Source organism: Bradyrhizobium roseum, from assembly GCF_030413175.1.
Lineage (GTDB): Bacteria > Pseudomonadota > Alphaproteobacteria > Rhizobiales > Xanthobacteraceae > Bradyrhizobium > Bradyrhizobium roseum.
The window spans coordinates 4274387-4293902 of the sequence record NZ_CP129212.1; the positions used below are offsets into that span (position 1 = coordinate 4274387).

16 protein-coding genes are annotated in these 19516 nt (G+C 64.6%); 5 read left to right on the plus strand and 11 right to left on the minus strand.

The window, feature by feature from the left end:
* Positions 1-99: 99 nt before the first annotated feature.
* Positions 100-1143: a Ppx/GppA phosphatase family protein gene (locus QUH67_RS20650; protein ID WP_300940778.1), complete on the minus strand. Its 1044-nt coding sequence runs from the start codon at positions 1141-1143 to the stop codon at positions 100-102.
* Positions 1144-1341: 198 nt separating this feature from the next.
* On the opposite strand from QUH67_RS20650, the gene QUH67_RS20655 reads away from it, so the two are divergent.
* Positions 1342-3714 (plus strand): xanthine dehydrogenase family protein molybdopterin-binding subunit, encoded by a 2373-nt coding sequence (locus QUH67_RS20655; protein WP_300940779.1) that lies wholly within the window; start codon positions 1342-1344, stop codon positions 3712-3714.
* Between the two features lie 177 nt (positions 3715-3891).
* On the opposite strand, the gene QUH67_RS20660 is transcribed toward QUH67_RS20655, so the two are convergent.
* Positions 3892-4692: a hypothetical protein gene (locus QUH67_RS20660; RefSeq protein ID WP_300940781.1), complete on the minus strand. Its 801-nt coding sequence runs from the start codon at positions 4690-4692 to the stop codon at positions 3892-3894.
* Between the two features lie 177 nt (positions 4693-4869).
* On the opposite strand from QUH67_RS20660, the gene QUH67_RS20665 reads away from it, so the two are divergent.
* From QUH67_RS20665 to QUH67_RS20675, 3 genes are read left to right on the plus strand one after another with little or no spacing between them, the layout of a single operon-like run.
* Positions 4870-5358, plus strand: coding sequence for a YaiI/YqxD family protein (locus QUH67_RS20665; protein WP_300948115.1), 489 nt, complete (start codon positions 4870-4872; stop codon positions 5356-5358).
* Between the two features lie 3 nt (positions 5359-5361).
* The gene (locus QUH67_RS20670) at positions 5362-7173 is read left to right on the plus strand and encodes an ABC-F family ATP-binding cassette domain-containing protein (RefSeq protein WP_300940783.1); all 1812 of its coding nucleotides are present in this window, start codon (positions 5362-5364) and stop codon (positions 7171-7173) included.
* A gap of 15 nt (positions 7174-7188) precedes the next feature.
* A complete protein-coding gene (locus QUH67_RS20675; RefSeq protein ID WP_300940785.1) occupies positions 7189-8271 on the plus strand; it encodes a D-TA family PLP-dependent enzyme in 1083 nt (360 codons plus the stop codon).
* 87 nt (positions 8272-8358) lie between these two features.
* On the opposite strand, the gene QUH67_RS20680 is transcribed toward QUH67_RS20675, so the two are convergent.
* From QUH67_RS20680 to QUH67_RS20715, 8 genes are all read right to left on the minus strand, one after another.
* Complete coding sequence (locus QUH67_RS20680) at positions 8359-9585, minus strand: BaiN/RdsA family NAD(P)/FAD-dependent oxidoreductase (protein WP_300940787.1); 1227 nt, start codon at positions 9583-9585, stop codon at positions 8359-8361.
* Positions 9586-9724: 139 nt separating this feature from the next.
* Positions 9725-10642: an SDR family NAD(P)-dependent oxidoreductase gene (locus tag QUH67_RS20685; protein WP_300940788.1), complete on the minus strand. Its 918-nt coding sequence runs from the start codon at positions 10640-10642 to the stop codon at positions 9725-9727.
* Positions 10643-10873: 231 nt separating this feature from the next.
* The gene (locus QUH67_RS20690) at positions 10874-11353 is read right to left on the minus strand and encodes a MaoC family dehydratase (RefSeq protein ID WP_300940790.1); all 480 of its coding nucleotides are present in this window, start codon (positions 11351-11353) and stop codon (positions 10874-10876) included.
* 3 nt (positions 11354-11356) lie between these two features.
* Positions 11357-13087 carry an AMP-binding protein gene (locus tag QUH67_RS20695; RefSeq protein WP_300940792.1) on the minus strand — a complete coding sequence of 577 codons (1731 nt, stop codon included), beginning with the start codon at positions 13085-13087 and terminating at the stop codon, positions 11357-11359.
* 10 nt (positions 13088-13097) lie between these two features.
* Positions 13098-13985, minus strand: a complete 888-nt coding sequence (gene mmsB / locus QUH67_RS20700; protein WP_300940794.1) for a 3-hydroxyisobutyrate dehydrogenase — start codon at positions 13983-13985, stop codon at positions 13098-13100.
* A 33-nt stretch (positions 13986-14018) separates the two neighbouring features.
* Positions 14019-15092: an enoyl-CoA hydratase/isomerase family protein gene (locus QUH67_RS20705; RefSeq protein WP_300940795.1), complete on the minus strand. Its 1074-nt coding sequence runs from the start codon at positions 15090-15092 to the stop codon at positions 14019-14021.
* Entirely contained in the window at positions 15089-16234 is a 1146-nt protein-coding gene (locus tag QUH67_RS20710) for an isobutyryl-CoA dehydrogenase (protein ID WP_300940797.1), read from the minus strand. Before QUH67_RS20710 ends, QUH67_RS20705 begins: the two co-directional genes overlap by 4 nt.
* A gap of 22 nt (positions 16235-16256) precedes the next feature.
* Positions 16257-17753, minus strand: coding sequence for a CoA-acylating methylmalonate-semialdehyde dehydrogenase (locus tag QUH67_RS20715; protein WP_300940798.1), 1497 nt, complete (start codon positions 17751-17753; stop codon positions 16257-16259).
* Positions 17754-17852: 99 nt separating this feature from the next.
* On the opposite strand from QUH67_RS20715, the gene QUH67_RS20720 reads away from it, so the two are divergent.
* Positions 17853-18779 (plus strand): LysR family transcriptional regulator, encoded by a 927-nt coding sequence (locus tag QUH67_RS20720; RefSeq protein WP_300948116.1) that lies wholly within the window; start codon positions 17853-17855, stop codon positions 18777-18779.
* An 83-nt stretch (positions 18780-18862) separates the two neighbouring features.
* On the opposite strand, the gene QUH67_RS20725 is transcribed toward QUH67_RS20720, so the two are convergent.
* The gene (locus QUH67_RS20725) at positions 18863-19477 is read right to left on the minus strand and encodes a TetR/AcrR family transcriptional regulator (RefSeq protein ID WP_300940800.1); all 615 of its coding nucleotides are present in this window, start codon (positions 19475-19477) and stop codon (positions 18863-18865) included.
* Positions 19478-19516: the final 39 nt, after the last annotated feature.

Below are 19516 nucleotides of genomic sequence, written 5' to 3' on the forward strand. Positions count from 1 at the left end.
GGTCCGAAGGACCAGACCCGGAATTCGAGATTCCGGGCTCGATGCTTCGCATCGGCCCGGAATGACTGCCAAACTATATGGAATACGCCAGTTCGCGCATCAGCACGACCTTAGTGCGCCGTCCTCGCGCATCATTTCGACCAACATTCCCTCTCGCAGGCCTCGATCGGCGACGCGCAGGCGCGGCAACGGGAAGGCTTCCCGGATCGCATCGAGAATGGCGCAGCCGGCCAGCACCAGATCCGCGCGCTCGACACTGACGCAGTTGTTGTCGGCGCGTTCCTGGTAGCTCATGCCGAGCAGGCGCTGGATGACGGCGGTGACATCGGAATCGTTCATCCAGATGCCGTCGATCCGCCGACGGTCGTAACGCGCCAGCTTGAGGTGGATACCGGCGAGCGTGGTCACGGTGCCCGAGGTACCGAGCATATGCATATCGCGCAGGTCGCCGCCGTTTTCGGCCGCGAACGGCGCAACATGCTGCGCGACCTCCCGCTTCATCTGCGCGTAGGAGTCCGTCGTCACGTCCCTGCCGCCGAAACGCTCGGCGAGCGTGACGACGCCGAGCGGGATCGACATCCAGGCCTTGATCCGCGGCGGCGCATTCTGTTCGGCCGGATCACGCTCGATCCTGACCAGTTCGGTCGAGCCGCCGCCGATGTCGAACAGGATGGCGCCCCGTCCCCTGGCGTCGAGCAGCGGCGAGCATCCGGTCACGGCCAATGCCGCCTCGGTCTCGCGGTCGATCACCTCGAGCTGGATGCCGGTCTCGCTGGCAACGCGATCACGAAAGCTGTCGGCATTGGCGGCGGCGCGGCAGGCCTCGGTGGCGATCAACCGCAGGCGCCGCGCTTTCCGGTAACGGATCTTGTCGCTGCAGATGCTCAAAGCGGCAATGGCACGGTCGATCGCCGCCTCGCTGATGGAACCCGTCGCGGAAATGCCTTCGCCCAGCCGGATGATCCGCGAGAACGAATCCAGCACGCGAAAACTGTCGCCCGCCGGGCTGGCAATCAAAAGCCGGCAATTATTGGTGCCAAGGTCGAGCGCGGCATAAACACCGTTTGCCGTGGCCGCCGCAACCGAGCCTGACGGGCTTGCGCAGGCCTCAAAGCCCTCGCGCAGCCGCGCATCATCCTTCATCAAAACTGTCTTTCCGCGGCCGCTTCCGACCGCCGAAGAAAATTACCGTTCACGGAAACTTTAGCAGCGCCAAAGGGCTACGCAACAACCCATCACATGGGACCATGCCCAATCAGGCGTTGTCCGGCGTGATGCAGTGCGGTATCTGCAGAGGAACTCGCAAAACTGCGGGATTCCAAGCATTTCAGGTATTTTTCGATGCAAGATCACACGTCGCCGCCCTCCCTGGAAAACGCCATCGCACTGCAAAAATACGGAGTCGGGCAGCCGGTGCGCCGCAAGGAGGACGACACGCTGGTCCGCGGCAAGGGCAAATACACCGATGATTTCACCCTGCCCGGCCAGGCCTACTGCTTCATGGTGCGCTCCAGCCACGCCCACGGAATCATTCGGGGGATCGAGACGGCAGCCGCCAAGGGCATGCCGGGCGTGCTCGGCGTTTGGACGGGCAAGGATCTGGAAGCTGCCGGCTACAACCCATTTACCTGCGGCATGCCACTGAAGAGCCGGGACGGCTCGCCGCTGCTGCAGACCAACCGCCCTGCGCTTCCGACCGACAAGGTGCGCTTCGTCGGCGATCCCGTGGCCTTCGTGGTCGCCGAGACGCTGGCGCAAGCGCGCGACGCTGCTGAAGCCGTCGAACTCGATATCGAGCCGCTGCCGGCGGTGACCGAAGCCGCGGAAGCCGCCAAGCCCGGCGCGCCGCTGCTCTACGATCATATCCCGAACAACGTGGCGCTCGATTATCACTATGGTGACACCGCCAAGATCGATGCGGCGTTCGCGAGCGCTGCGCATGTGACCAAACTCGACATCGTCAACACCCGTGTCGCCGTCGTCTCGATGGAGCCGCGCGTGGCGTTGGCGGCCTACGACAAGGCGAGCGAGCGTTTCACGCTGCAGGTGCCGACCCAGGGCGTCGCCGGCAACAAGGCCGGTTTTGCAAAAATCCTGAACGTGCCGACCGACAAGGTTCGCATCCTCACCGCCAATGTGGGCGGCTCCTTCGGCATGAAAAACATGAACTACCCCGAATACACCTGCATCGCGCACGCGGCAAAGGTGCTGGGGCGCCCGGTGAAATGGACCGACGAGCGCTCGACCAGTTTCCTGTCCGACAGCCAGGGCCGCGCGCAGCTGATCCACGCCGAACTCGCGCTCGACGCCGAGGGAAAATTCCTCGCGGTGCGGCTGCAGGGTTACGGCAATCTCGGCGCCTACATCACCGGCGTCGCGCCGGGACCGCTGTCGCTCAACACCGGCAAGAACCTCGCCAGCGTCTACCGCACGCCGCTGCTCGGCGTCGACATCAAGACGGTGTTGACCAACACCACACTGATGGGCGCCTATCGCGGCGCCGGCCGGCCCGAGGCCAATTACTACATGGAGCGGCTGATCGACCGCGCCGCCGACGAGATGGGTATCAACCGCCTCACCTTGCGCAAGCGCAACTTCATCAAGCCGTCGCAACTGCCGTTCGCCGCGGCCTCCGGCGTCACCTATGACAGCGGCGATTTCGCAGGGGTGTTCAACAAGGCGCTGGAGATTTCCGACCACGCCAATTTCGCCAAACGCAAGAAAGAGAGCAGGAAGAACGGCAAGCTGCGGGGCATCGCGGTAGGCTCCTATCTGGAAGTGACGGCGCCACCGAGCGGAGAACTCGGCAAGATCACCTTCGAGCCGGATGGATCGGTGAAGTTGACGACCGGCACGCTGGACTACGGCCAGGGCCACGCCACGCCGTTCGCGCAGGTGCTTTCCGCCGAACTCGGCGTGCCCTTTGAGAAGATCACGCTGGAGCAAGGCGACAGCGATCTCGTCCGCTTCGGCAATGGCACCGGCGGCTCGCGCTCGATCACCGCCACCGGTCAGGCGATCGTGGAAGCCTCCGCACTCGTGGTCGCCAAGGGCAAGCAGGCCGCCGCGCACCTGATGGAGGCATCCGAAGGCGACATCGAATTCGCACAAGGCCGCTTCACCATCGCCGGCACCGACCGCTCGATCGGCATCATGGAGCTGGCACAGCGCCTGCGCGAAGGCAAACTGCCGGAGGGCGCGCCGCGGTCGCTCGACGTCGACCACGCCACCAAGGATACGCCGTCGACCTTCCCCAATGGCTGCCATGTCGCGGAAGTCGAGATCGATCCCGAAACCGGCGTGACCCGCATCGTGCGGTACTTCGCCGTCAACGATTTCGGCGTCGTCGTCAACCCGATGATCGTCGCCGGCCAGTTGCACGGTGGCGTGGCGCAGGGCATCGGCCAGGCGCTGATGGAGGAAGTGAGCTACGATTCCTCCGGCCAGCCGATCACCGGCTCGTTCATGGATTACGCGATGCCGCGCGCCGAAGACATCCCGCCGATGGAAATCGGCGACCACCCCTCGCCGGCAAAAACGAATCCGCTCGGCACCAAGGGCTGCGGCGAAGCCGGCTGCGCCGGCAGCCTCGTCTGCATCGTCAACGCGGTGGTGGATGCACTGTCGGAATATGGCATCACCCATATCGACATGCCGCTGACGCCGGAACGGGTGTGGCGCGCGATCCAGGATGCGAAGGCGAAGGCGGCGTGAGGGTTGTGGCCGCATAGCAGCTTAACCCGAATGGGGACGCAACCTGTTCCACGTCATGGCCGGGCTCGTCGCGGCCATCCACGTCTTGGCCGAAACGAGAAAGACGTGGGTGCCCGGCACAAGGCCGGGCATGACGGAGTGCGTGGCGGCAGCCGCGAATGACCGGCTGCTAAACCCCTACGCCGCTGCCTGCTGCCGTGGCTGGTAGATCGCGATGTGATGGCAGTGCGCCAGCGGCGTCGTGCCGTTGGCGACGACCAACGCATCGAGCTCGACGAAGCGGTGGCCCTTCTTGTCGTAATTGCCGACGACTTTGGCCCGCGCGGTCAATTCATCGCCGATGCGCCCTGCCGAAAGCAGTTGCATCCTTGTGCCGACATGAATCCACGGACCCATGATGGCATTGTCGACCAGCACCTTGTTCATCACCCGCGGCAGCAGACCGGGGTGACCGAGCCCTTCCCGCGCATACATCTCCTCAGTTTCGCGAATATCCGCCAGATATTCCCTGGCCGCGTCCGCCGCCCAGCTGCGCGGCACCGCGCCCAGCCATTTGCCGAGCGCATAAGAATTCGCATCCACCGGCTTGCGCTCGGCGACCGCTGCCACGTCGACAAAGTCGGAAAGGGCAAAGGACGGCGCAGCCGTCGGCAGCGACGCCGTGCCGGTGGCGCAGAGTTCTCCGCGGCTTTCGACCTGGATCGCGAGCACGCCATTGCGCTCTTCGCCGGTGACGTCGGCCAGTTCGCCGTCATAGACCGGCTTGACGAAGCGCGCCTCGATCAGACCGCGCTCGAGGAAGTCGCGGCCCCATTTCGCCACCGGCAAGTGCATCATGTAGGCCATCACGTCGACGCCGGGCACCAGGCCGCCGGCGAAGCCATAGCGCTTCGCCACGGTGTCGTCGTGCATCTTGTTTTCGGAATGTTTTGACGTGTTGTAGGCCGAGACCCGATGCGGCTCGATACGGCTGGTCATGCCCGTTTCCTCTGATTTCTTGTTCTTTCCGGCCCATTATCGTACGCGAAGAAAGTGTCGTGGCAAGCGTGTTCCAACAGCTGTTTTCCTCGCATTTTTTCGCGCGGTGGAGTACCACGCGCGGAAGAGACAGGCTTAACCGAATCCAATCCGATTGACTGACCTGACGTGCCCGAATTGAACGCCACCACCCGCATCTACGTCGATGCCGACGCCTGCCCGGTGAAGGACGAGATCTATCGCGTCGCCACCCGGCACGCGCTGCCGGTCAGCGTGGTAGCAGGCAATTTCATCCGCGTGCCGCAGGATCCGCTGATCGAGCGCATTGCCGCCGGTTCCGGTATGGATGCCGCCGACGACTGGATCGCGGAGCGCGCGGGCAAAGGCGACATCGTCATTACCTCGGATATCCCGCTGGCCAGCCGCTGCGTGAAAGCGGGCGCCGAGGTGATCGCGCCGAACGGCAAGCCGTTCACCGAACAATCCATCGGCATGACGCTGGCCGTGCGCAACCTGATGACAGACCTGCGCTCATCCGGCGAAGTCACCGGCGGGCCGAAATCCTATTCTCCGCGCGACCGCTCGGCATTTTTGTCGGCGCTCGACCAGACCATCCGCCGCATCCAGCGCCAGCGGGCGCAACAGCCCGCACCGAGTCAGGACTGAACCATGGCGCCGCCGCTCATCCAGTTGAAGGATATCAGGCTGACCTTTGGCGGCACGCCGCTACTGTCGGGCGTCGAGCTAAGCGTGTCATCGGGCGAACGCGTCTGCCTGATCGGCCGCAACGGCTCCGGCAAGTCGACGCTGCTGAAGATCGCGGCCGGCACGGTCGAACCCGACGGCGGCAGCCGCTTCGTGCAGCCGGGTGCGACCATCCGCTATCTGCCGCAGGAACCAGACTTCGGCGATCACAAGACCACCCTGGCCTATGTCGAGGCCGGCCTTGGCCCCGGCGACGACCATTATCAGGCGCGCTACCTGGTCGAGCAGCTCGGCCTCTCCGGCGAAGAAGACCCGGCACATGTCTCCGGCGGCGAAGCCCGACGCGCGGCGCTGGCGCGGGTGCTGGCGCCCTCGCCCGACATTCTGTTGCTGGACGAGCCGACCAACCATCTCGATCTTACCACCATCGAATGGCTGGAAGGCGAACTTGGCAGCCGACGCTGCGCGCTCGTCATCATCAGCCATGACCGCCGCTTTCTCTCCAACCTCTCGCGCGCCACCGCCTGGCTCGATCGCGGCCAAATCCGGCAGATCGACCGCGGCTTCTCGGCGTTCGAAGCCTGGCGCGACGAGGTGCTGGCGGAGGAAGAACGCGACCAGCACAAGCTCGACCGCAAGATCGTCAACGAGGAACACTGGCTGCGCTACGGCGTCTCCGGCCGGCGCAAGCGCAACGTCAAGCGGCTCGGCAACCTGCATGCGCTGCGCGACCAGCGGCGCGATTACCGTGGCGCGACCGGCAATGCCAGCCTTGCGGCAGCGGAAGCCGACAAATCCGGCAAGCTCGTCATCGAGGCGAAGAACATCAGCAAGGCCTTTGGCGACCGCACCATCGTCGGCGACTTTTCGATCCGGGTGCAACGCGGCGACCGGATCGGCATCGTCGGCCCGAACGGAGCCGGCAAGACCACACTGATCGAGATGCTGACCGGCGGCAGCCCGCCCGACAGCGGCAGCATCCGGCTCGGCGCCAATATCGAGATGGCGACGCTCGACCAGCACCGCGAAAGCCTCGACCCCAAATCGACGCTGGCCGAAGCGCTGACCGGCGGACGCGGCGATCACGTGATGGTCGGCGGCAAGCCGAAGCACGTCGTCAGCTACATGAAGGACTTTCTGTTCGCGCAGGAGCAGATGCGCACGCCGCTGGAGGTGCTGTCCGGCGGCGAGCGCGGCCGGCTGATGCTGGCGCGCGCGCTGGCAAAGCCCTCCAATCTGCTTGTGCTGGACGAACCGACCAACGATCTCGACCTCGAAACCCTCGACGTGCTGGAGGAGATGCTCGGCGACTACGAGGGCACCGTGATCCTGATCAGCCATGACCGCGACTTCCTCGACCGCGTGGTGACGTCGGTGATCGTGCCCGAGGGCAACGGCCGCTGGATCGAATACGCCGGCGGCTACACCGACATGCTGGCGCAGCGCGGCGCTGACCTGAAGCGCGACGCCGCAAAGGCCGCTGCCACCGATCCGAAGAAGGAAACCGGGACTGCCGGGCCCTCGGCCACGTCGAAGCGCCGCCTCAACTTCAATGAAAAGCACGCGCTTGAAACGCTGCCGAAGACCATCGCCAAGCTGCAGGCCGAAATCGCCAAGCAGCAGCGCTTTCTCGACGATCCCAACCTGTTCCAGAAGGATCGCAAGCGATTCGATCAGGCCTCCGATGCGCTGACCAAGGCGCAAAAGGAGCTGGCGGAAGCCGAGGACAAATGGCTGGAACTCGAAGTGCTGCGCGAAGAGATTGAACAGGCCTGACAACGGAGCCCGCCGATGACCACCCCCCTCGCCGCCAAGATCGCCCGTGAGTACGGCACGCCTTGTGCCGTGATCGACATGGACCGGGTCGAGCGCAACATCGCGCGCGTTCAAGTGGCCTGCGATCAGGCCGGCGTCGCCAACCGACCGCATATCAAGACGCACAAGAGCCCCATGCTGGCGCAGATGCAAATCGCGGCCGGCGCCAGGGGCGTCACCTGCCAGAAGATCGGCGAAGCCGAGGTGATGGCGGAAGCCGGCATCGACGATATCCTGATCAGCTACAACCTGATCGGCGAGGAGAAGATGGCCCGCCTTGCCGCGCTGCAGGCCAAGGCGAACATGACGGTCGCCGCCGACAATTCGACCGTGATCGCGGGCCTGCCGCAGGCCGCCGCGGCGTCGGGTCGACCGCTTTCGGTGGTGGTCGAATGCGATACGGGCCGCAAGCGCGCCGGGGTCGAGACGCCGGCCGAAGCCATTGCCCTCGCCCGCGAGATCGCAGCGTCCAAGGGGCTGCAGTTCGCGGGCTTCATGCTGTATCCGACCGAGACCGGCTGGACGGAAGCGCAGAAGTTTTACGACGAAGCGCTGGCCGGCGTCCGTGCGCTCGGGCTCGATGCGACGATGGTTTCGACCGGCGGCTCACCGAACCTGAAGAATCTCGGCAAGCTCAAGGGCGCGACAGAGCATCGTCCCGGCACCTACATCTACAACGACCGCATGCAGGTCGCGGCCGGCGTCGCCGAGTGGGACGATTGCGCGCTCAACATCTATTCCACCGTCGTCAGCCGCGCCGGTCCGGACCGCGGCATCCTCGATGCCGGCTCCAAGACGCTGACGTCAGACACCGGCGGCGGGCTCGAAGGTCACGGTCTGATCCTGGAGCACCCTGAAGCCAAGATCGCGCGCTTTGCGGAAGAACATGGCTTTCTCGATCTCGCCCGCAGCAATACGCGGCCTGTCGTCGGCGACGTCGTGCGGATCGTACCCAACCATGTCTGTGTCGTCGTCAACATGATGGACGAAATGGTGATGGTGCGCGGCGACGAGATCATCGGCACCCTGCCGGTCGCGGCGCGGGGGAAGTTGCGGTAACGGTTGGTTTGTAGGGTGGGCAAAGCGTAGCGTGCCCACCCTCAAGAACGACGCAAGTAGTGGTGGGCACGCTGCGCTTTGCCCACCCTACGATTCCAGCCACTTCAACGCGCCCCTGCCCGCCGCAGCCCCCGTCGCGAACGACGCCTGCAACAGATAGCCGCCGGTCGGCGCTTCCCAGTCCAGCATTTCACCGGCCGCGAACACACCGGGCCGGCGGCGGAGCATGAAATCGGCATCGATTTCGCTAAACGCGATCCCGCCCGCCGTCGAGATCGCGCGCGCGATCGGCGCGACACCGGTGAGTTCAATTGGGACAGCGTTGATCAGCTTGGCGAGTTCGGTCGGCGGCAGCGACGCGAGCGAGGTGCCGGATGTTTTGGCCGCCTCCTGCAGCAGGCCGATCGCCACCGGCGAGAGGCTGACGGCCTTGCGCAGGAAATTCGACAGGGACTGTTTGCCTCTCGGCGCTGATATCTTCGCGATCAGTTCTTTTAGATCGAGATCAGGCCGCAGCGCCACGTGCAGGGTTGCCTTGCCGCTGTCAACTGCCTCACGCAATTCGGTCGACAGCGCATAGATCGCCCCGCCTTCGATGCCGGTACGAGTGATCATGGCTTCGCCGCGCACGCTGTGCTCACCGATCGTCAGCACAACGCCCTTGAGCGGTTGCCCTTCAAAGCGGTCTCGAAAGATATCGGACCAGGCGACGGTGAAGCCGCAATTCGCCGGCCGCAGCGGCGAAATCTGCACGCCTCTCGCTGCGAGACTCTCCGCCCAGGCACCATCCGAGCCCAGCCGCGGCCAACTGGCGCCGCCGAGCGCCAGCACCGTCGCATGGGCCTCGATAACATGCGGTCCATCCGGCGTTTGAAAAAGTAGATGGCCGTGCTCGTCCCAGCCGGTCCAGCGGTGACGTAGCGCTAATCGCACGCCCACCGCGTCCAGCCGCCGCAGCCACGCCCGCAGCAGGGGCGATGCCTTGAACGCCTTCGGAAAGACCCGCCCGCTGGAGCCGACGAACGTTTCCTGCCCCAGCGCGTGGCTCCAGTCGCGCAATGCCTGTGGCGAAAACGCTTCGATGGCGGCAGTGAGATGTGGTGCAGCTTCCCGATAGCGAGCGAGGAATCCCGCTAACGGCTCGCTGTGCGTGAGGTTGAGTCCGCCTCGCCCCGCCATCAGGAACTTGCGGCCGGCCGACGGCATCGCGTCGTAGACGGTGACGTGCGCACCGCCCTGCGCGAGTACCTCGGCCGCCATCAGGCCGGCCGGGCCGGCGCCGATGATGGCGACTTGTTGTGAAAGCGATGACATTAAGCCGGCCGGCATATTCCCTCGTCATTCCGGGATGCGCCGTCAGGCGCAGGCCCGGAATCCATTTATCCGCCGGCACAGGTGGCTCGATGGATTCCGGGTTCAAAGCTTCGCGTCGCCCCGGAATGACGGCAAGCGGCTAAAGCTTGATCCCCGCCCTCGCCGCGGCCTGCGCGACATATTTCTGCGTCTGCTCGAACGCGCCCTGCAGCGCCTTCGCCTTCGAGACATCGTCGATCTCGACGAAATGCGCGGCGATGGCGTCCGGCGTCCATTCGGACTGCGGCAGGTTGATGCCTTCGGTCTCGATGATCTTGATCACGGCGAACGAGCCTGCGCCGGCGCCCATGATGGTGCGGGTCGGCGCGTCCTCGCTGAGCAAAAATTCCACCGCCGGCGTGATCGCCTCGGGCTTCATCAAAGCCAGCGCCTGCGGCGACAGCAGTTCCTCGGTCATGCGGGTTGCCGCCGTCGGCGAAATCGTGTTGACGCGGATGTTGTTCTTGCGGCCTTCCTCGGCCAGCACATTCATCAGGCCGACCATGCCGGCTTTGGCCGCGCCGTAATTGGCCTGGCCGAAATTGCCGAACAGGCCCGACGACGAGGTGGTAACGACGATGCGGCCGTAATTGCGCTCGCGCATGCCGGCCCACACCGCCTTGCAGCAATAGAAGGTGCCGGTGAGGTGGACATCCATCACCTTGGCGAAATCGGCGACCTCCATCTTGGCAAAGGACTTGTCGCGGAGGATGCCGGCATTGGCGCACAACAGATCGACGCTGCCCCACTCCCTGGTGGCGCGTTCGACCATGGCGGTGACCTGTTCGAAATTCGAGACATCGGCGCCGTCGGCCATCGCCGTGCCGCCGGCTTTGCGGATTTCCTCGACCACGGTCTCGGCCGGCGTCAGCGATCCGCCGGTGCCGTCGCGCGCGCCGCCGAAATCATTGACCACCACCTTGGCGCCGCGGCTCGCCAGCCCCAGCGCATGCGCCCGTCCCAGACCATTGCCCGCGCCGGTGACGATAGCGACGCGTCCGTCAAACCTGATTGCCATCCCGAATTCCTGGTTCTTCTTCCCTTCTCCCCTTGTGGGAGAAGGCGGCGCGCAGCGCCGGATGAGGGGTTGTCTCGGCTGGCGTGCTCGCGGATATAACCCCTCACCCGTCGCCGAACTGCGTTCGGCGCCCCCCTCTCCCACAAGGGGAGAGGGTACACCTCAGCAAGTATTGAGCGCTTTTTGAGCAAGGATGGATTGCCGGGTCAAGCCCGGCAATGACGGGGAAACCTAGTCGAAATAGATCAACCCGATCCAGTCAGCCACCAGCGCCGGTTTTTCCTCGCCCTCGATCTCGACGGTGACATTGGTGCGTGACTGCAGCTCTTTCGGCTTGCGCAGCCTGGCTTCCATCAGCGTGAATCGGCCACGGACGCGCGAACCGGCCCGCACCGGCGAGAGGAAGCGCAGCTTGTCGAAACCGTAGTTGACGCCCATCGCGGTGCCTTCGATGACGGGCATCACCTCGTAGGACATAATGCTCATCAGCGACATCGTGAGGAAACCGTGGGCGATGGTATTGCCGAACGCGGTTTCCTTTTTCGCCCGTTCCGGATCGACATGAATGAACTGGTGGTCCTCGATCACGTCGGCATAGACGTTGATCCTGTTCTGGTCGATCAGGTGCCAGGATGACACGCCGATCTCCTTGCCGAGCATGGCCTGATAGGCCTCGAACGAAACCGGCGGCTTCTTCCAGACTTCATTCATTAATCAGCTCTCCAGCCCGGCGGTCCGCACCTTCTGCAGCTCCGGAAACTCATCTTCGCGGAATTCAGCGCCGCGCAGCGCGTCGGTGCGATTATCGTCATGTTCGAGGCGGCGCAACTGCACGCGGCGGATTTTTCCGGAAATCGTCTTCGGCAACTCCGTCACCAGTTCGATTCTGCGGATACGCTTGAATGGCGCCAGCCGCGCATGCAGGTGCTGAAAGATCGATAGCGCGGTTTCGGGCGAACGCTCGACGCCCGACACCAGCAGCACATAGGCCTTCGGGATCGCCAGCCGGATCGGATCGGGGCTCGGAACGACGGCGGCTTCGGCGACCGATTCATGTTCCAGCAGCACGCTTTCCAGCTCAAACGGGCTGATGCGGTAGTCGGAGGATTTGAAGACGTCGTCGGAGCGGCCCACGAAGGTGAGGTAGCCCTCGTCGTCGGCAAACACCACGTCGCCGCTGCGATAGAGATCGCCATCGGCGCCGGAGAGCTTGCCGTCCTCGCCCTGATAGCCCTGCATCAGGCCCGCGGGACGATCGGCGCCGAGCACCAGCGTCACCTCGCCCTCCTTGGTGACGTGGCCGTCGCCGTCGGTGATCTGCACGCGGTAGCCCGGCAACGGGCGGCCCATCGATCCGATCTTGACCTTCTGGCCCGGCGAATTGCCGGCCAGCGCGGTGGTCTCGGTCTGGCCGTAGCCATCGCGGATGGTAAGGCCCCACGCCGCCTTCACCTGGTCGATCACTTCCGGGTTGAGCGGCTCGCCCGCGCCGCAGACCTCGCGCAGACTGACTTTGAAATCCGCAAGCCGCTCCTGAATGAACAGCCGCCACACCGTCGGCGGCGCGCACAGCGTGGTGACGCCGCAGCGGCCGACGGTGGCGAGCAACGCCTTGGCGTCGAAGCGCGGCTGGTTGACCACGAAAACGGTGGCGCCGGCATTCCAGGGCGCGAAGAAACAGCTCCAGGCGTGTTTGGCCCAGCCCGGCGAGGAAATATTCAGGTGCACATCGCCCGGCTGCAGGCCGAGCCAGAACATCGTCGACAGCGCTCCGACGGGATAGCTGCGCTGGCTGTGCCGCACCAGCTTTGGTTTTGCCGTGGTGCCCGAGGTGAAATAGAGCAGCATCGGATCGTCGGGATTGGTCGGGCCATCAGGAACAAAGGTCTCGGACGCGCCAGCCGCCTCCTCGAACGGGAGCCAGCCGTCGTGCCTGGACGTCGCACCGACCACGATGCGAACCAGGTTTTCGCCCCCGAGCCCTGCGAACTTTGCCACCTGCTCCTGCGAGGCCACCACCACCCTCGCCCGGCCGCGGTCGAGCCGGTCGCGCAGTTCGTCCGGCGTGAGCAGCGTGGTCGCGGGGATCACGACGACGCCGATCTTCATTGCCGCCAGCATGGTCTCCCATAGCGGCACGACGTTGCCAAGCAGCAGCAGCAAATGATCGCCGCGCTTCAGCCCCTGCGCGCGCAGGAAGTTGGCCACCTGGTTGGAACGGGCCGAGAGCGCCGCGAAGGAAAGTTTGGTTTCCTTGTGGCCGGCATCGACGATCCAGAGCGCGGCACGGTGCCGGCTGTCGGCATTGCGAGCCAGTTCCGCGTCGAACCAGTCGAGCGCCCAGTTGAATGGCGCCGGATCGGGCCAGCGAAACCCCTTCACGGCCGCATCGTAATCGGTGCGGTGCTTGAGCAGAAAGGCGCGTGCGTCCTGAAAGGTCGTCATCAGGTCTCCGTTATTTCGCGGCGAGGCTCCGAACGTGCTGGATAATACCGGAAAAATCCACCCCGCCATGCCCGGCGGCGTCGAACGCCTTGTAGAGCTCCTGCGCGTGCTTGCCCAGCGGCGTCGCAGCACCCGCGGCATTGGCGGCATCCTGCGCCAGCGTGAGGTCCTTCACCATCAGCGCCGCGGCAAATCCGGGCTTGTAGCCGTTGTTCGCCGGCGAGGCCGGCACCGGGCCCGGCACCGGGCAATAGGACGTCAGCGCCCAGCACTGGCCCGACGAGGTCGAGGCGACATCGAACAGCGCCTGGTGCGACAGGCCGAGCTTTTCGGCGAGCGCAAAGGCCTCGCCGACCCCGATCATGGAAATGCCCAGGATCATGTTGTTGCAGATCTTGGCCGCCTGACCCGCACCCGCACCGCCGCAATGCACGAGCTTCTTGCCCATGTTCTCGAGCACAGGCTTGGCTGCCGCAAATGCCTTGTCCTCGCCGCCGCACATGAAGGTCAGCGTCGCGCCCTTGGCGCCGCCGGTTCCGCCCGACACCGGCGCATCGACCGAGAGCGCGCCATGCTTCGCGGCGAGTGCATGCGCCTGCTTGGCGCTTTCGACGTCGATGGTCGAGCAATCGATGATCAGCGCACCCTTGGTCATGACAGGGATCACTTCGTTCCAGACCGACAGCACATGCTTGCCCGCGGGCAACATGGTGATGATCACGTCGGTGCCCTTGACCGAGCCAACCGAGCTTTCGGCGATGGCGGCGCCGTCGGCCTTGGCCTGATCGCGCGAGGCGGCGACCAGATCGAACGCGGTCACCTTGTGGCCGGCCTTGACCAGATTGGCGGCCATCGGCCCGCCCATGTTGCCGAGGCCAATGAATGCGATATTTGCCATCTCGACTCCTCCGCTAAGATTTTTGTGCTTTGATCAGGGAAACTTCAGCTCGTCGGCGCCGATCTCCGCGAAATACGGCGCGACCATTTCCGCCGTCACGTCTTCAATGTGCGGCGGCGACCATTTTGGGCTTCGGTCCTTGTCGATCACGGCGGCGCGCACGCCCTCGCGGAAATCGTCGCTGGCGAATACTTCCAGCGCGGCGCGATATTCCCGCACCAGGCATTCCTCCAGCGAGCGTGACGTTCGCGCCAGCCGCAACAGCTTCAGCGTCACCACCATGCCGCGCGGCGACTTTTCATTCAGCGTCTTCAGCGTCGCCTGCGCAAAGTCCGAACCATCGCGTTGCAACGCTGCGACGATGTCTTCCATGCGATCTTGGCGGAATAGCGCATCGATCTTCGCCTGCTGCGCCGCGACCGGCCCGGCCTTCTCCCCGGTCGAGAAGCTCGCGATCAGCTGGCCGATATCCGCCGATGTCGCGCCGGGCGCCACGTTCGTCAGCGCCTCGCGCAGGGCCGGCAGCCTTGCCGACGGCACCACAGCATCGGCAAATTTTGCGTGAATCGCGTCCGGGCCATTCATGGTCTGACCCGTCAATCCGAAATAGGTGCCGATCTCGCCCGGCGAACGCGCCAGCAGCCACGTGCCGCCGACATCGGGGAAGAAGCCGAGGCCCACCTCGGGCATCGCCAGCTTCGTCCTGTCGGTCACGACGCGGTGTGCGGCATGCGCCGACAGGCCCACGCCGCCGCCCATCACGATGCCATCCATGAAGGCGACATAAGGTTTTGGAAATTTTTTGATCCGGGCGTTGAGAATGTATTCGTCGCGCCACAGAACCTTGCCGAGGTCGCCCTTGACCTTCGAGCTTTCCCAGAGCGAGCGGATGTCGCCACCGGCACACAGGCCGCGTTCACCCGCACCTTCCAGCAGAATCACGGCAACCGCGGGATCCTTCTCGAACGCATCGAGCGCTCTGTCGATGTCATGAAACATCTCCAGCGTGACGGCATTGATGGCCTTGGGACGATTCAGACGGATAACGCCGGCCGAGCCTTCCTTGCGCGCGATCAGGTCGCCTTCTGCGACAGAAACATCCGTCATCGCGCGCCCTCGATCAGCTTGCGCGAAACAATCAGCCGCATGATCTCGTTGGTCCCTTCCAGGATCTGGTGCACCCGCAGATCGCGCACGATCTTCTCGATGCCGTATTCGCTGAGATAGCCGTAGCCGCCATGGAGCTGCAGCGCCTGGTTGGCGACCTCGAAGCCGATGTCGGTACCGAAGCGCTTGGCCATCGCGCACAGCATGGTCGCGTCCGCATCCTTGCGATCGAGCGCTGCGGCAGCACGCCACACAAAAGTTCGCGCCGCTTCCAGTTCGGTCGCCATATCGGCAAGCCGGAACTGCAGCGCCTGAAATTCGTCGAGGCGTTTTCCGAAGGCTTTTCGCTCCTTCATGTAGGCCAGCGATTTTTCCAGCGCGCTTTGCGCGCCGCCGAGCGAACAGGCCGCGATATTGATGCGGCCGCCGTCGAGCCCGGCCATCGCGATCTTGAAGCCGATGCCCTCGTCGCCCAGACGGTTTTCGACCGGCACGCGGGCGTTCTCGAAGATCACCGCGCGGGTCGGCTGCGCGTTCCAGCCCATCTTGCGCTCGTTGGCGCCATACGAGACACCCGGCGTCTTGCCGTCAACGACGAGCGTCGATACGCCGCCGGGACCGTCGCCCCCGGTTCGCACCATCGCCACCAGCAGGTCGGTGCCACCGGCGCCTGAAATGAACTGCTTCTGGCCATTCAGGACGTAATGATCGCCCTCACGCACCGCGCGGGTCCGCAGCGCCGCAGCGTCCGAGCCGGCGCCCGGCTCGGTGAGGCAGTAGCTCGCGATCAGCTCCATGGTGCAAAGCTTCGGCAGCCACTTCTGCCGCTGGGTGTCGCTGCCATAGGCATCGATCATCCACGACGCCATGTTGTGGATCGAGATGAACGCCGACACGGTCGGGCATCCCGTCGCCAGCGCCTCGAAGATCAGCGCGGCGTCGAAGCGGGTCATCGCCGACCCGCCGACGTCGTCCTTGATGTAGATGCCGCCCATGCCGAGCGTGGCCGCTTCGCGCATCACGTCGACGGGGAAATGCTTCTCCTCGTCCCAGCGCAGCGCATCAGGCGCGATTTTCTCGGCCGCAAACGCCCGCGCCATGTCACGGACGGCGATCTGGTCCTCGTTGAGCGCGAATTGCATCTCGCTGTCCGGCTGCGACGCGTTACTTCATCGTCGGGATCGAGAACTCCGCACCTTCCTTGACACCGGACGGCCAGCGCGAGGTGACCGTCTTGGTCTTGGTGTAGAAGCGGATAGAGTCGGGGCCGTGCTGGTTCAGGTCACCAAAACCCGACTTCTTCCAGCCGCCGAAGGTGTAATAGGCGATCGGCACCGGGATCGGCACGTTGATGCCGACCATGCCGACATTGACCTTGGCGGCGAAGTCGCGGGCGGCATCGCCATCGCGGGTGAAGATGGCAACACCGTTGCCGTAGTCATGGTCCGACGGCAGCGCCAGCGCTTCCTTGTAATCGTGGGCGCGCACCACCGACAGCACCGGGCCAAAAATCTCTTCCTTGTAGATCCGCATGTCCTTGGTGACGTTGTCGAACAGCGAACCGCCGAGATAGAAGCCGTTCTCGTAGCCCTGCATTTTGAAGCCACGGCCGTCGACGGCGAGCGTCGCGCCCTCCTTGACGCCGATATCGATGTAGTTTTTCACCTTCTCGACCGCTTCGCGCGTCACCAGCGGGCCGTAATCGGCGGACGGATCGACCGAGGTGCCGATCTTGAGCGACTCCACGCGCGGGATCAGCTTTTCCATCAGGCGGTCGGCGGCGGTCTTGCCGACGGGCACCGCGACCGAAATCGCCATGCAGCGCTCGCCCGCCGAGCCATAGCCGGCGCCGATCAGCGCATCGACGGTCTGGTCCATGTCGGCGTCGGGCATCACGATGGCGTGGTTCTTGGCGCCGCCAAAGCACTGGCAGCGCTTGCCGGTCTGCGCGGCGCGCTCGTAGATATACTGCGCAATCGGCGTCGAGCCGACAAAGCCGATCGCCTTGATATCGGGATCGTCGAGGATCGCATCGACGGCTTCCTTGTCGCCGTTGACGACGTTGAGCACGCCGGGCGGCAGCCCCGCCTCGATCATCAGCGAAGCCAGCATCATCGGCACGCCAGGATCGCGCTCCGAAGGCTTCAGGACAAAGGCGTTGCCGCAGGCGATCGCGGGCGCGAATTTCCACATCGGGATCATCGCCGGGAAATTGAACGGCGTGATGCCGGCGACCACGCCCAGCGGCTGGCGCATCGAATAGATATCGATGCCGGGGCCGGCGCCTTCGGTGTATTCACCCTTCATCAGGTGCGGAACGCCGCAGGCGAACTCGACGACTTCGAGGCCGCGCTGGATGTCGCCCTTGGCGTCGGGAACGGTCTTGCCGTGCTCGCGCGCCAACAGTTCGGCAAGCTTGTCGTAATCGCGCTGCGCCAATTCGAGAAACTTCATCATCACGCGCGCCCGGCGCTGCGGATTGGTGTTGGCCCATTCGACCTGGGCGTCCCTGGCGTTCTCGATCGCCGCGCGGACCTCGGCCTTGGAAGCCAGCGCCACCTTGGCCTGCACGTCGCCGGTCATCGGCTCGAAAACGTCGGCCGTGCGGCCCGACGTGCCCTTGACCTCTTTCCCGCCGATGAAATGTCCGATGGAACGCATGAATTCCTCCCTAACGATCCCGCTGAATTGCTTTGGAGTCTTTTTGACCCGCATTTCTTGGGATACAAGTCCGATAAAATGCACCATAGATGTGCGGAAATGCTGGATCAAGGCTCCGGGGCAATCGACTGGGATGACTTCCGTTTCGTGCTGGCGATCGTCCGCGGCGGATCGGTTTCCGCTGCCGCCAAGCAGCTATCGGTCGATCATGCCACCGTGATCCGGCGGGTCGACCGTCTGGAACGGCATCTCTCGGCCAAACTGTTCGACCGCCGCAAGACCGGCTACCTGCTGACGGAGGCCGGCCAGCGCGTCGCCGACAGCGCCGAAGCGATGGAATCCACCATCGTCGCCAACCAGGAGGCGGTCGGCGGCTCGCGCGCGCAGCTCACCGGCACGGTCCGGATCGGCGCCCCCGACGGTTTTGGCAGCCACTTCCTGGCCTCGCGGCTGGTGAAATTCACCGAGCGGTACCCCGATCTCGATCTGCAGCTCGTCGCCACCGCGCGGCTGTTCAGCCTGTCGAAGCGCGAGGCCGACATCGCCATCAGCCTGACCATGCCCAAGGAAGGCCGCATCGTCGGGCGCAAGCTGCTCGACTACAGCCTCGGACTCTATGCTGCGCCCATCTATCTCGACCGGGCGCCAAAAATAACAAGCCGTGGCGACCTGCCCGGGCATCGCTTCGTCGGCTATATCGAGGAGCTGCTGTTCACCCCGGAACTGGATTACCTGCCGCAGGTCTCGCCAAGAATTTCCGCCAAACTCCGCAGCGCCAACCTGATCGCGCAGCTCAACGCCACCATCGCCGGTTTCGGGATCGCCGTGCTGCCGCACTTCATGGCGACGGCGCATCCAGAGTTGCACCCGGTACTGCCCGACGAGGTCAGGATTGAACGCACGTTCTGGATGCTGATGCACGCCGACAGCAAGGACCTGGCGCGCATTCGCGCGGTCGCAGACTACATTCACGAGACGGTGGAGAGCGAACGCGCGCTGTTTGGCGGTCTTTGTAGGGTGGGCTGAGCGAAGCGAGCCCACCATTTCACGCAGCGAATCGCGGAAAGATGGTGGGCACGCTGCGCTTCGCCCACCCTACCAGGCCGTCGTCAATTCACCTTCGCTTTGGCCTTCTTCGCAACCGGCTTCGCCGCGCGGGACAGCGCCGCCTCCCTGCCGGAGGCGAGAATTTCGTCCGACAGTTCGCCGCTGCCGGCGACGCGGGACATCACCAGCGCGCCCATCATCGTCGCCATCGTGCCCATCGCCAGCCGGCGCGCCGTCTTCCTCGGCACGTCGGGAATCTGGTCGGCGACGAGATCGATCATCTGGTCGAGCTTGGCCGCAAACGCCTTGCGCGTCTTGGCGCTCTCGCGGGCGATTTCGGCACCGAGGGTAGGAACGGCGCAGCCGCGGCCGGGATCGTCCCGATGCGTGGCCGAGACGTAGGACTCGACGATGGCCGACAGCCGCTTCTCCGGCGGAATTTCAGCCGTCATGTTGCGCCAATGCTCGGCCGCGCGATCCATCGCGTAGCCGAACGCCTCGATCACCAGCGCCTCGCGGGAATCGAAATGCGCGTAGAAACCGCCATGGGTCAGGCCCGCCTCCTTCATCAGGTCCGCGACGCCGATGCCATGCGCGCCCTTTTCGCGCAGCCGCACCGAGGCCTTCTTCACGATCCGCGCGTGAGTCTCCTGCTTGTGCTCTTTCGAATACCGCATCGATCCGTTCCATTAAATGTCTGCAGTCATATAATAACA

Bases quoted from the DNA above. Each gene is read 5' to 3' on its own strand.
- QUH67_RS20650 (WP_300940778.1), bottom strand. From the start codon at position 1,143: ATGAAGGATGATGCGCGGCTGCGCGAGGGCTTTGAGGCCTGCGCAAGC.
- QUH67_RS20655 (WP_300940779.1), top strand. From the start codon at position 1,342: ATGCAAGATCACACGTCGCCGCCCTCCCTGGAAAACGCCATCGCACTG.
- QUH67_RS20660 (WP_300940781.1), bottom strand. From the start codon at position 4,692: ATGACCAGCCGTATCGAGCCGCATCGGGTCTCGGCCTACAACACGTCA.
- QUH67_RS20670 (WP_300940783.1), top strand. From the start codon at position 5,362: ATGGCGCCGCCGCTCATCCAGTTGAAGGATATCAGGCTGACCTTTGGC.
- QUH67_RS20675 (WP_300940785.1), top strand. From the start codon at position 7,189: ATGACCACCCCCCTCGCCGCCAAGATCGCCCGTGAGTACGGCACGCCT.
- QUH67_RS20680 (WP_300940787.1), bottom strand. From the start codon at position 9,585: ATGTCATCGCTTTCACAACAAGTCGCCATCATCGGCGCCGGCCCGGCC.
- QUH67_RS20685 (WP_300940788.1), bottom strand. From the start codon at position 10,642: ATGGCAATCAGGTTTGACGGACGCGTCGCTATCGTCACCGGCGCGGGC.
- QUH67_RS20690 (WP_300940790.1), bottom strand. From the start codon at position 11,353: ATGAATGAAGTCTGGAAGAAGCCGCCGGTTTCGTTCGAGGCCTATCAG.
- QUH67_RS20695 (WP_300940792.1), bottom strand. From the start codon at position 13,087: ATGACGACCTTTCAGGACGCACGCGCCTTTCTGCTCAAGCACCGCACC.
- mmsB (WP_300940794.1), bottom strand. From the start codon at position 13,985: ATGGCAAATATCGCATTCATTGGCCTCGGCAACATGGGCGGGCCGATG.
- QUH67_RS20705 (WP_300940795.1), bottom strand. From the start codon at position 15,092: ATGACGGATGTTTCTGTCGCAGAAGGCGACCTGATCGCGCGCAAGGAA.
- QUH67_RS20710 (WP_300940797.1), bottom strand. From the start codon at position 16,234: ATGCAATTCGCGCTCAACGAGGACCAGATCGCCGTCCGTGACATGGCG.
- QUH67_RS20715 (WP_300940798.1), bottom strand. From the start codon at position 17,753: ATGCGTTCCATCGGACATTTCATCGGCGGGAAAGAGGTCAAGGGCACG.
- QUH67_RS20720 (WP_300948116.1), top strand. From the start codon at position 17,853: ATGCTGGATCAAGGCTCCGGGGCAATCGACTGGGATGACTTCCGTTTC.
- QUH67_RS20725 (WP_300940800.1), bottom strand. From the start codon at position 19,477: ATGCGGTATTCGAAAGAGCACAAGCAGGAGACTCACGCGCGGATCGTG.